The sequence below is a fragment of the Bradyrhizobium glycinis genome, assembly GCF_016031655.1.
In the GTDB taxonomy this organism is placed as follows: Bacteria; Pseudomonadota; Alphaproteobacteria; order Rhizobiales; family Xanthobacteraceae; genus Bradyrhizobium; species Bradyrhizobium glycinis.
On record NZ_JACCHQ010000017.1, the window covers coordinates 32234 to 44596 of the forward strand.

The 12363-nt window shown below is 57.8% G+C and carries 9 protein-coding genes and 1 pseudogene; 6 read left to right on the top strand and 4 right to left on the bottom strand.

Annotated elements, in window-relative coordinates; all coding sequences use genetic code 11:
• Nucleotides 1-34: 34 nt before the first annotated feature.
• The 3 genes and pseudogenes from HZZ16_RS23015 to rplC all read left to right on the top strand — a co-directional run.
• Nucleotides 35-949 carry a hypothetical protein gene (locus tag HZZ16_RS23015; RefSeq protein ID WP_197952013.1) on the top strand — a complete coding sequence of 305 codons (915 nt, stop codon included), beginning with the start codon at nt 35-37 and terminating at the stop codon, nt 947-949.
• Entirely contained in the window at nt 946-2121 is a 1176-nt protein-coding gene (locus HZZ16_RS23020) for a hypothetical protein (RefSeq protein WP_197952015.1), read from the top strand. Before HZZ16_RS23015 ends, HZZ16_RS23020 begins: the two co-directional genes overlap by 4 nt.
• Nucleotides 2118-2783 (top strand): annotated as a pseudogene (gene rplC, locus HZZ16_RS37310) (50S ribosomal protein L3); the annotation flags it as partial. The gene HZZ16_RS23020 and the pseudogene rplC, both read left to right, overlap by 4 nt.
• A 1225-nt stretch (nt 2784-4008) precedes the next feature.
• On the opposite strand, the gene HZZ16_RS23030 reads toward rplC, so the two are convergent.
• Both HZZ16_RS23030 and HZZ16_RS23035 read right to left on the bottom strand, forming a co-directional pair.
• A complete protein-coding gene (locus HZZ16_RS23030; RefSeq protein WP_197952019.1) occupies nt 4009-5256 on the bottom strand; it encodes an argonaute/piwi family protein in 1248 nt (415 codons plus the stop codon).
• Entirely contained in the window at nt 5253-5657 is a 405-nt protein-coding gene (locus HZZ16_RS23035) for a hypothetical protein (protein ID WP_197952021.1), read from the bottom strand. Before HZZ16_RS23035 ends, HZZ16_RS23030 begins: the two co-directional genes overlap by 4 nt.
• Before the next feature lie 150 nt (nt 5658-5807).
• Between HZZ16_RS23035 and HZZ16_RS23040 the strand changes: the two genes are divergently transcribed.
• A complete protein-coding gene (locus HZZ16_RS23040) occupies nt 5808-5969 on the top strand; it encodes a hypothetical protein (RefSeq protein ID WP_197952023.1) in 162 nt (53 codons plus the stop codon).
• Nucleotides 5970-6137: 168 nt separating this feature from the next.
• Here the strand turns inward: HZZ16_RS23040 and HZZ16_RS23045 are convergent, their stop codons facing one another.
• Nucleotides 6138-7004 carry a nucleotidyl transferase AbiEii/AbiGii toxin family protein gene (locus tag HZZ16_RS23045; protein WP_311974225.1) on the bottom strand — a complete coding sequence of 289 codons (867 nt, stop codon included), beginning with the start codon at nt 7002-7004 and terminating at the stop codon, nt 6138-6140.
• Nucleotides 7005-7091: 87 nt separating this feature from the next.
• Nucleotides 7092-7586: a type IV toxin-antitoxin system AbiEi family antitoxin gene (locus tag HZZ16_RS37315; protein WP_246510320.1), complete on the bottom strand. Its 495-nt coding sequence runs from the start codon at nt 7584-7586 to the stop codon at nt 7092-7094.
• A 489-nt stretch (nt 7587-8075) separates the two neighbouring features.
• Between HZZ16_RS37315 and HZZ16_RS23055 the strand changes: the two genes are divergently transcribed.
• Both HZZ16_RS23055 and HZZ16_RS23060 read left to right on the top strand, forming a co-directional pair.
• Entirely contained in the window at nt 8076-8930 is an 855-nt protein-coding gene (locus tag HZZ16_RS23055; RefSeq protein ID WP_197952027.1) for a hypothetical protein, read from the top strand.
• Nucleotides 8923-12204: a DEAD/DEAH box helicase gene (locus HZZ16_RS23060; protein WP_197952029.1), complete on the top strand. Its 3282-nt coding sequence runs from the start codon at nt 8923-8925 to the stop codon at nt 12202-12204. Before HZZ16_RS23055 ends, HZZ16_RS23060 begins: the two co-directional genes overlap by 8 nt.
• The last annotated feature ends 159 nt before the right edge of the window (nt 12205-12363 follow it).

The window sequence follows — 12363 nt, forward strand, 5'->3', positions numbered from 1 at the left end:
CGACTCTGTATCCGAGTCCATTCGGCGCCTGATCTTGATCAACCGGAACGTTGTTGCTCGCGAGCCCACCCGTGATGTGATCGGTCTGTTCTTGGGCGACGGCGGGATAAGCAGTTGGACACCACCGACCGTAAGTACGCCGCTGGAACGCGCATTGGCAACGCTCCGTCACCGCTCGACTCGCGATCTTCCCGAAATCCGGGAGCAGAGATGTCGGACGATTCTGGACCTGTTGCCAGGTGATGCAGATCCTCTGCTGACGGCGCTGGTGGAGCTCGAACTCATCGACGCACGATCGATGGCGGCAGTCGAAACGCATAGGCAAGAATATTGGGAATGGACGGATCGCTTCGCTCGGCTGGGAACAACCCGGATGGCACGGCGACCGTATAAGGCGCTGCTCCAATGCGAGAGGAGCTTGGATCTCTTCGGCGATGTGACCAAGGAGCACCTTCCATGGTATCGCGCTGGCTATCGCGCGATACCCATGCTTGCCCAACGTCTGACGGTGCTTGAGCTGATGAATGGATCTGTTCGCAACGGCAACCATCGTGACGAAGTGCCGATACCGCGGATACCGGACGCGCAACTTTGCTCCTGGATCAGGGGAGTGCCATCCAACAAGCTGCAGCCCACCGTCAGCACCAAAGCGTTGAACACCTCGATGGTCGATTTCGAAGTACGGGCTGTCCTCGACTCGGAATTGGCGGTTCGTCTCGGTATCTCCGGCAAGGCTGGCATCAAGGATGGAATTTGCGAACTGCGGGCTTACAGTTCATCCTGCGAAGTCGTTCCCTCGCGCCTGGAGTGCGCAGTCGGCGAACCCGGATACTTTCATGTCGCAGCCCGTCGTCCCGGCAATGGAGCCGTCGACGTCGAGTTCCATTTCTCCACTGGCACCCCGCTGGTAGTCAGAACCTCTCTCTCAAGATCTCACATAGCGGCATGATGAAGATATCTCGTCTACACCACCGGCGCGGGCGGCCGGTCTGCATTCGTAACTCGATCATCGATGGCGATCTGATCACGACTCTCATCTTTGAGGGAAAAGACGATGTAGATTTCTACGCCAACGCTGCCCCCGATGAGATCAGAAGGCTTTCCAATGACATCCTCGATTTCGTCGGGAGCAGCACCTTTGAGCCCACGAAATTCGATACCCTGTCTGATGCTGACAAGGCAAAACATTTGGGGGAAGTCGCGAAGAAAGGATACGAACTCTTCGAAGCACTCATCGCGCCAGATGACAAGGACGAATTCATCAATCTCCTTCGGCAGGAAGCAAAGCGAGACGGCGCGGTCAGCGTGCGGTGCACGGCTGTACGCGTTCCATGGGAGTTCGCCTATATCGAGCCCGTCGCGAATCCGGTAAATCCACTTGGATTCTTGGGGCAAATATATTTGCTGCCAAGGATCACGCCACCACGGTTGCCGTCAACAGGCGATGGCAGCTATTTTCGCGCAGGCGCAACCGACGCGACGCCGACGAATGCCCGGAAGATCGACCTCGGCGTCATCTATGACGACTGGAGAGACGCGAAGTCAAACCGCGATATTTCGTCAGCTTGGTTCTCGTCCCAACCACACCTGACTATCCGTTCCCTTCCTCAGCTGACTGCGGCCACGTCCTATCGGGATCGGATGTTTGATCTGCTACGCGCTTTCCTGTTCCTCCCGGTCGACAGTTTTCTGTTCAGCTGTGGATTATGGCGAACTCCGCGGCCGAACCATTCGATAGACATCCGGATCTGGGAGCGTTTCGAGTCGCGTTTCAAGGACACTTCGAGTTTAAAGCTGCGGGGCCATGATCGCTTGCTGGTGTTTCTCGATGTCGATTACGCAGCTTACCATGCCGTGTCGCGGGCGAAGAGTTTGGCCGAACGGATGCACCATAACGGCGCTGCGGTCGTGATCGCGCCGATCGGAAGGGTTGATGCTTTACTTTCGGAACAGCTATCGGACCACTTCTACCGAAGCATCATGAAGGGGAAGGATATTGGTCCTTCGCTTCTTCATGCCCGCAGATACGTGCTGCAGCAGAAATCTAACCCCACGGCGCTGTTTTGGACGGCGTTTGGCGATGTCTGGACTGATGTATCGGCGCAGGGAGCGTCAGCGTGAGAACCGGTGTCCTGGCCCAGAAAGAGGGCATGTCCCACGTTTACGACGACGACGGCAAGAGGCTGCCGGTAACTATCCTTCGGGTCCCGAACTGTCAGGTTCTTGGCCACCGTACCCTCGAAAGGCACGGCTACTTGGCGTTGGAGGTAGGAGCGGGGAGCCGCAAGATTGCGCGGATGCCCAAAGCCGAGCGTGGCAAATTTGCCGTTGCGCAGGTGGAGCCGAAGAGGCGGTGCGCCGAATTCCGCGTTACCGAGAACGGCTTCATCCCGGTCGGGGCCGAAATTACCGTTGATCATTTTGCCGTAGGCCAATTTGTGGACGTCACTGGCACCACAAAAGGCAAGGGCTTCGCGGGAGGCATGAAGCGGCACAATTTCGCCGGGTTGCGTGCCACCCACGGGGTGTCGATTTCCCATAGGTCGATCGGCTCCACAGGCGGACGCCAAGACCCTGGAAAGACATGGAAAAACAAGAGGATGCCTGGTCACATGGGAGGTGATCGGGTCACTGCACAGAACCTTCGCATTGTGGAAATCGACACGCTTCACGGCGTTATAAAGGTGTGCGGCGCGGTTCCTGGCCCGAACGATGCTTGGATTCAGGTCCGCGACGCGGTCAAAAAGCCATTACCGAAGGAAATTCCCATTCCGGGACGGTTCATCGAACCAAATCTAAACCACAGCGTGCTGTCCTCTGATACACTGGGCGAAGCGGAGAACGATCTGTTGCGTGCGTTTGTCGATCTGGAGGAGGGAGACGTGTCCACCCGGCTCGCCGCAGTTCGGATGATGCTGGCGCGCGCGAGCGACGCCCGTTGGCAATCCTCCGAGAAGCGCAGGACCTGGAAGCGGGTTCGTGCCATCGAGAAGGCGTTGGTCGACGCTCTTTTTGACGACGCGCCGGATGTTCGATGGGCTGCGGCATACGCGATCGCCACGCTAAAGGACAAGGACCATAAGCTCAATCAGTCGCGCATTCCCGATTACGGCAACGGCAAGAATGATGAGCCTCGCGTGCGGCGCATACTGGAGGCGTATTTCAAGGAGGCTGAGGTCGACTTGCTTACCGGACTATCGATCGATGTGGCCCAGCGGAGCAAGAACGCAATAAAGCTGAAGCTCGAGGCGCAGATAACGCGTCAGTTGCCGGTCGTTCTCGATGGCAAGCACATTCTAACCGGATCGGACGATTCCCTGAAAGTTGGAAACATTGTCACCGTCACGATCAGCGACGCCATAGGCAGCCTGCACAAGACCATAAGAACCAGGGTCGAAAAAGCAGAGAGCGTCACCGCAATCGCTCTGATCGAAGTGCCGCCGGCCAAAGACAACGAAATCTACGTTGACTTTAGGATAGGCGGCCGCTCTCTCGACACCCTGAGCGCGACTCTTGAGAGCATAATGGAACGTCACGGAATTCCGTTGCATCCATCCCGATGAGATCAGCCGGACTTTGCTCTGGCAGAAAATTTGCCGGGACTGATGTTCGAGCCCCCGTAGCTTTCTTGCTATTTGCCGCGCGAGTTGCGCTCGGCTTTGTCCTCTGCGCGCGCGCCGGCTTCCGATAAGCACTGTTCTCTTCCGATGGGCCGCAACGAACTGGTGAAACGATCGTGAAAAAACGGGATGAAAGCGCCCGCCACGAGCGATTCTGCGAACGGAGCGTGAGACTGCTGCGGAGAAAAAATGAGCGCACGCGTACGGTTTGGCTACATGAACAAACGCACGGGACATGAGTGCTGTTGAAGTTTGGGCATGCGCTTGACGATCGTGGCCAGCGTCCCAGCAAAATTAAGTGTCACGGGTAGGCGGTCGTAAGGCCCGCCATTGTTCCAGTCCATTTTGGTCAGCGCGAGGGTCTCGCGGCAGAGATCATCAACGCTACTCAGACCGGCGTGACGAACCAGAAGCAGCGGCTCCGGCGTGCCCTTGCCTTCCTTGTAGTCGTCCTTGCCCTTGGCCACGGCAAGAAGGTTACCCTGCGTCCAAAGCAAAGCCTCCTGCGGACCAAGCTGTATGTGGTGCCACGCTGGCAGGGATAGCCGTGCGGGCGCTGTGGTCCGGCGATGAGTACGCCGCGCCAGCCGCAACTCTGCTGCACATGAACCAGTTCGATCGAATCTGCGTTCGGGAGGACATCGAAAACGCCCTCGATCTCTTCAGACCGAAACTCGGTGTTCTTGTGGACGACGATGCGCCGTGGCGGATCACCCGCATGCTTGCGTTGATAGATGCTCAGGCTGCGGGCCATCACCTTCAGCATCTGATCGCGGCGAAGATACGGGTTCTTGCCAAACATCTGGACGCCATCGGCCTCATAGGCCACGAACTCGAGACCGGATCCCTCAGCGTCAAAGACCTGACTACAACAGATCGCAAAGCGTTGCGTGGACTGGCCGCCGGCGCGCAGCGCATAGTCGATGCCGATGAACGCCGTGCCGGGCTCGACATCGGCAAGCAAAGGCGTGCCGCCGGCTTTGGTATAAAGCGCGATCCCCAGGCGCCAGGCAACGCTGCAGCGGCAATATAGTTCAGCGCGCTGTACTCGCGCAGGAATTGCACGCAAATGCCCTCGGATGCGGCATAAGCCTTCACATAATCGTGGAGATCGAAATCGTCGCCTGCCGCTCCCCGAAAGCCCGGCGACCATTTCTCCTTGAGCAAATGACAACGATATCGAAGCTGTCACGCGCGTTACGCAACGCAGAAGTGCTCGCGTCAGGGCCTCAGCCAACACCACGTGGGGTTTCGCAGCAGCTTCGAGCTCTCCGTCGAGGTCTTGCGACAAAAGGATCCGACTAGCCGCGGCCCGACGCGCCATTCGCACTCCGAACAGCTTCTCAAAGCCTGGAAAGGGCGGCAGATACTGCTTTCGCTCCCGCGGCTGATGCGCCTGTTCGAGTTCGCGCATTTGGCGAACCAGCGCTTCCTCGAGCTCGGCTTGCACGATCATTCCGACCCGGATCGGGTTCGGGACCGGCGACAGCTCGCCAAGGCTATAGGGCCCGAAACGGATGAGTCCTTCCATCGGATGGATATCGGTGGCCTGCGGATCGTTGGAGCCAAAGCGAAGCTTCGGTTCTGGCACCACGACATGGCCGGGCAGGCGGAAAGGCTGGGTGACGGTGCTCATCCCTTTCCAATCCCGCTGAACGCCGAGGTCCGCAGAATCTCGAATTCTGCATCGATGCCGTCCGCGATGCCAAACGCCTTGAGACGTACGCTCGGCTCTCGCCCCACAATCAGGCTGATCCAGCCGTCCAGCACAGCGTTAGCGAGGCAATTGTGTCGACGCGTGCGCCGCTCGCGTACAAACTCGCGTGTCAGCTCGAACGTTTCGGCAGATGCGTCCGCGGCAAGCTCAGTGATGACGATGGGCTCAACCAGAAGCCAGAGCTGTTCAAGACGGAAAGCGACGCGCAGGCCACAAGCTTCGCTACAGACGACGTCGGTATTGGGTACAGTGCCCGATACGATATCGACGGGCTTGGTAGTCGGGGTGTTGAAAATCGACGGCCTTACCTGCTCTGGCACGGTCGAAGGCGCACGCGGTTGCCCCGACGGTCCAGGGTTAAGCCGGGCCCGCCCGCAATTGCGCGGAATAGTGCATCGCGGGCAAGTGCGTGTTCACCTCCTTCCTTGACCAGCCTCTTCGAGGAGAGTGGATGGTGATCGAAGGCCTCGATGCCAAAAGGCTCGAGCGCTTTGCGAATGTCGTTATCCCGGCCGAAGGCCAAAAACATTACGGGTGCGGTGCTCGATGATGTCGACACCGATCTTCGCAATGGCTTCTTCGATCTCCTTGTCGCCGCCGATCGTGCAGTCGACGTTACGGCAAAGCGCTAGAAAGCTCCGTCGTGGCCACCGTCATGCGAGTCAAAAAAGCCTGAACGGTTTGGCCACAGACTTCGGATCGAAACGCACAACTGCTGAAATACCTTCCAGCCTAACGAATGAAGTTCGTACATGGCCGGAGCAGAAAAGGCGATCGATGCACTGGGACGAGTTATTGGGTCAGGTGCTGGCCAGCTTAGGCATTTCGAACTTCTTCGCCATGGCGGGCGTCTCCGCCCAGGCGTGACCGGGGATGCGTTTTACGAACTCGCTAAAGACCGTAACGAACGCGGCTCGCTCGGCTTCGGCATCAAAATGCTCGGCGTCGTCCGCGGCAAGTAGCGGGCGCACATCTGCCAGAAACGATGGATCTTCTAGCTTCGCCCACATGCGTTCCTCGGCCTCAGCGCGAGAAATGGCTTGGCTGGAAGCACCTAGATATCTGCCAAACAGCTCCACGATGCGTGCTGCGTCCAATCCATCGAACAATGCAACAGCTTTCGCAAGGTTGATGAGGTCACGACCCTTGTCGCGTTGGAGAAGCGCGCGGAGCTTCGTTGCGAGGATCTCCTCCCGGCTGAATGATGCAATGTCCGTCTTGCCATTGAACCAGGGATTCTTAACCTCGAACGAAAACGACTTTGCTCCGTCATAAGCAATGCGCTCTCGTGTGGCTATCTCGACCTTGACGCGGATTGGCTGCGAGGCGTTTTCATCTTCGGGCTTGATGGTGAAAGTGAGTCGAGGCCCTATCTCTCCGAGGTCGTGATGCGCTCGGCCCATCCATGGCTCCAGGACAGCCCGGAGATGGTCCAAAATTGGGCCCACGGGGCCTTCCGTCGTGCGCGTCAAATCTATGTCTTCCGAGTACCGATAGGCGCTTGGGAAGTGCAGCTTGTTTAGAGCGGTGTCTCCGCGGAACCGCAGTTCTTTCTTCAGATAATCATCCTTGAAGATTTCAACGAGCGCCCTGGATATGATGAGATCTTGCTCGACTTGTCGATCTTCGGGCCATGGAGCTTTCTGACTCCATGCAATGATGTTCATGGCTGGAATCATTGATCGAGCTCCGGACGGTGATGGACCAGTACGTTCCAGCGCGTGTCACGTTCCGGCGGGTTGCAGGTCTTACTGCTACGCTTGGACGGTTCGAGTTCGACCCAGGGCAGCAGTTTCTTGTTTTGCAGGTAGGCGTGCAGTGCCTCGGCTGCTTGGCTGTGTGTGACGTAGTCGAGCATGTATCCGAGGCGCTGGATAAACGGAGCGCTCAAAGGCGGGTGCCAATTTCTGGAGTTCGTGCGCCTTCATTTTAGCCCCGAGATCAGAAAGAACACTGGCAATACTGTCTATCGTTCCGGTCACATGCATATAGCGCAGCAGGTCGAGCCCCGTGAGCTCGGGCGACGACAGCTCGAAGCGGCCAGTATCGGTCTTCTGGTCGACGATCGCTCCCGAAAGAGCGCCTATGTCTTTTCGATAGAAGAAGGACAGGACTGAGCGGCCGGCGCGGATTTTTGGCATCCATTTATCGGTTACGGTTTGGAATTGCATGACCGCCTGGTGGGACGCGCCGTGTATCTCAGCCGCCTTGAGCAACCCGACATAATACGGGTGCCCCTCGTGTTTCATGAGACTCATCGATATACCACTGCGGCGGTGGAGCACCGCGTACCAGGTACTGTGGAGGGACGACGACGTAAAAACCGTGTCGTGGGTTGAGAAGCTGTCCTTTCTTCTGCAGGCGTTTGGCGGCGGCCAGGAAGCGCCAGGAAGTTACCCCAAGTTTGGCGATCGCTTCGTCACGCGTAAAGGAGATCCGTCCACCCGGCGAGCAGACCCGTTAGATACGAAGCGAGAGTTTGGCGACTTCGAAGCATCATGTATAAATACACCCAAAAGGTGAGTATTTTTCAACACAAAGCTATGATAGTTGGTTCATAGAAAGTGTGTTTTTCATACATGGGACTGTACTGATTCCGGTGCCTCACAGTCGCTCCTTCGCAGACGAAGCCGTGCCGGACACCGGGAGACCGCAATGAGCGCATTGTAACGGGTGACTTCGTTATAATGGGCTCAGATTGAACAGGAAAATATTCGTAGATTCGGAAACGATTTAGAATGCCGCTTTCGCTAAAGCCGTCCACTACTACCGAATGCAATTTTTCTGAATGGTCGATTAACAAGAAAAACCGTGCCAAGCTGATTGAAGTTATCGCCTACCTGTATTTGCGACAGGAGGAAAACGCTCAGCGCGTGATCAATGCCTTGGAGCCGCGCCGACGGGCTTCAAAGGGCAAGGTGGTCCAGAATGTCGTACGAAAGCTGACGGCTCCGCATGCGGAAGACCTGGAGCTGCGTCGGTCGGGCACCGACGCAGAGAAGGAAGCCGCGGAGAAGCGGATCAGAACATCCATTATTCATCGCGACGGCCTCCTGTTCCAACATATCTCGTGGGTCGCCGCGAGAATGGCTCTTCCGAATGGCTATATGACCGCTCCCCATGTGCGGCAGGCAGATAAGGGCTTTGACGGTTTTATCGTCGAGCTGGATGGGAATGGACGCGACATCAAGCGAATTGTGCTTTGTGAGGACAAGGCTTCGAAATCACCCCGTAGCCTCATCAGTTCCAGCGTATGGCCTGAGATCGGGACTATTCTTAGCGGTGATCGCGACGATGAGATCCTCGCCGACCTCGTAACCCTGCTCAAGAGTGTCCCAAACATCGATCCCGAGACGGCGGTCGACGACGTGTTCTGGGAGGGAGCGCGCGAGTTCAGGGTTGCCGTGGCGACAGGCGAAGATCAGCGCAAGGCAGGGAACTTTCTGCACATCATTGCCGGCTTTGAAGCCGTTGCCGGTGGGTCGCTCGAATCGCGGACGGCCGGCGTATTGCCCTTCGACGACGTGCGGGGTGGGTTAGCCCTACTCGCAGGCGAGGTGGCGGCGAAGGTCGGGGAGATCGCCGGTGTTTGATCCAAGTTCCCGCGTTCTTCTACGCCAAGCACCGGACCTGCCTGGTCTGGACCCGGAAATATTGGACGAACTACTTACGGCCGCGCACATAGAGCTGGCCACAGTCCGCCTCCTGGGGGCATCTTCGGTCGCAAGCGATGTGATCGACCGGGTGAGGCGCCTTGCTTCGACCTTCGAAGCCTATGTCGCACTCGATCTTCGACCAGAACAGACACGTGCCGCGGCTTTCGTCGCAGCGAGTGCTCATCAGATATTGAGCCGTGTTCGCGAACCCGCATTAGACCGGCCGACGCTTGTTTCGGGGGATGCTCTAGGAGCGTCGATTTCGGCGACGCTCCTGTTCCTGATTGCCGACCGGGCAGCTGATGCTGCGGAAGTTGCAGGTCAACTGAGGGCCAGGGGCGAACGGCGGGCGGTCCGACGATCTTTGATTCTCAGCCTTCGGGAGTTGGCAACCGGCAATCTCACGCCGTTGATAGCGCGTGACCTCGAGGAGGACTCCATTGCGCAAGGTGACAGCCGCGAAGTCGCCACCGACCTCCTTCTGAGGGAATGTGCGTATGTTGTTCAGGGGCTCGGCCAGGAGGCGCGCGGGAGCGCCACTCCTGACGCGGATGTCCGTTCAAGGCTGAGCCGGGTCATTCGTCTGTCGGAGGCATCGTCAGTCGAGTTCAAACTTGGGCTTGAGGGAACGGTACATCACCAATTTGCGGGTCCACATCATCTGGCAACGCTCTTGAGCCGCCTCGTCGATGGCATGCAGGCTGCAATGCTAGTTCGGCTTCCAACGCCATCCGGCGCGCAGGCGAAGGCCTGGGCCAATTGGCTCCTTTCGCAAGCGCAATCGCGCCCATTTCTATGGATTAATCACCTGAAGGCAGTCAGGACCGGATACCTGAACCGCGGCAGATCGATGGTGATGACGTCTCCGACCGGTTCGGGAAAGACAACTTTATCTGTCCTGAAAATTGCAGCGACCTTATGTTCGGGGGAGAGCGTCGTCTACCTGGCGCCCACGCATGCTCTGGTCGACCAGGTCGAGACGGATATGTCTGCGCAAATCGGGGGCTTGGAGGTGGTCAGCGTTGTTGAAGACGTTGCGATCGAGGAGCTTGGTGAGAGGCTGCCACCGTTCTCCGTAATGACGCCAGAGCGTTGCCTTGCGCTTTTGGGCTTCGCGCCTAAGCTGTTTGACAAGGTAGGGCTTCTTGTATTCGACGAATTTCATCTCATCAGTGCAGACGATCCGAAAGCCTCATCAAAGGTGAGCGCGCGAGCGATTGACGCAATGCTGGCGCTTCTAACGTTTCTCCGCCATCGCAAGCAAGCGGACCTTCTGCTGCTGTCTGCCATGGTCGCCAACGGCGCCGAAATTGCGCGTTGGCTGCGCAGTGTGACGGGAAGGAAGGTCGAGCCGTTCGACGATCCTTGGAAGCCAACACGACAACTTCGCTCTTGTGTCGTCTATGACCGCTCTGACGTTGCTCAGGCCGCGAAAAAAGCATTGAGAATGAAAAGTAAGGCGGCACAGAACCGTGTTCCCGCACAGCCCCTCGGGCTCTTCTCCTTGATCTCAGGCTGGCACCCCAAGAGGCCGGAAAAGCTCGTCGTGCAAGCACTGTCGGACCAACGGCCGCCGCTTGTGAGAAACGCCAGGGGCCGATTTACATCGAACAGGAACGAAGTCGCTGCGCAGATTGCAGCGAATTACGCGTCCGTCGGAAAGCGTGTGATCGTGTTCTGCAGCGATACAAAGGCATGTGGAAGCGTTGCAAATCAGATCAATGGACTCCTGCCGCAGGCCACGATTGCGTTGGATGAGGCGCAGGAGGACATGCGGAAGTCGGTTCTCAAAGATGTGGGATCGACCGAAGCCACATTCGATCCCGCTGGGTGCAGGGCGGCCGTACACCATGGCGATCTGCTGCCCTTGGAGCGCAGGCTGACGGAAAGCGTTTTCCGGGTTCGCAGGGAGACCGGAATCGACGATCTGGGCCTCGATGTGGTCGCCGCGACATCTACCATTGCGCAAGGGCTGAATCTGCCGTGCGACGTGGTCATCCTCGCAGGCACCGACAGGAGCGCGGTTGATGACCCAAGTGGCAATCCCCGCACGGATCTGCGTCCTCACGAGATACTCAATGCGCTAGGAAGGGCCGGGCGCGCGGCATACGCAGCAACCGGGCTGGCAATCGTCATACCTGCACAGCCGATTAGAGTAGAGAGAGCGAACCTCGCTCTACGAGCCGGAGGCATCTTGAAGACGGTCTTTTCCGAGCAGGATGCCTGTGAGGAGATTTATGATCCCATCGAGTTGCTGCTCGATCAGATTGAAGTATCCGCGGATTCCGATCCGAAAATGCAGTCGATTATCCGGCGCTTGTCGGCTGTCACAGCAGCGGGCGAGAGCGGCTTTGACGATATCGTCCGTCGCTCTCTGGGGTACTTCCGGCTGAAAGAAGCCGATGCTCAAGGAGCGGATAGGTGGCTCAAACGCTGCCGCACCGCGCTCAAGGCTGCCGAGGAGCAGCTGGAAGATCCTCCCGTTCTCGATTGGCAGCGGGAAATCGCTGTCCGGAACGGTATTCCTCCGAGACTCATCGAGCGGCTGGGGCAGGCGCTTGATCAAGCGCCGAATGATAAGACCGCAACCGAAGACTGGATCAGATGGTTGCTCGATGTCGTGGCTGAACACCCTTTGGATTTGACGATCTTTGTTCGGCAGGCGGCCCTCGAGTCGGTCTTCGGCCGAGCCTACACAAATACGACGGCGCCCAAAGCCACAGCCAAGCGGATACTGCATGCGCTTCAAACGTTGGTCTCGATGTGGTGTGGAGGACGCACGCTTGTTGACATTGAGGCTTGGCTCCTCACCTTCATACGGAAGCACGAGGGAGAGGTTAAACAACAGGCAAATCAATCGTCCACGGCTCAGCGTGCACGCCGGTTCGCCATACGCATTGCCCCTGATTTCGGCTTCCTCTGTGGCGTGCTTGGACAGATCGTCGCCCACAAGGCTGCGGAAGGGGAAGGGACCGTGCTTCCGATCATCGACATGCTGCCCCAAATGGTGAGAGCCGGCGACTACGATCGCCATCATGCCGCCTTGAGACAAATTACAACCGCCGCTTCGCGCGTTGAAACCTTTGAGGCATGTCTCGCGTTACGCGGGCACTTCAAGGCTGGACCATCCGCAGAAATGGACGTTGTAAGAAATGAAGTCACGGCCGCGATGCTGCTTCAGTCGTTTACGGGCTTGATCGACGAGGAATAACGAACTTGCCAAGGCGGTGAACTGAATATGACGTTGTCGCGCTCCTTACGTCTGCCCAGCTGGCACTTCGCAGCTCAAGTCCCCTTTCGCGAGGCTTATTCAGCGCAGCCTTCCTGGTCGAGCGTCCGCTCTCTGCTTGCTCTGTTTTCAAGCCAACTC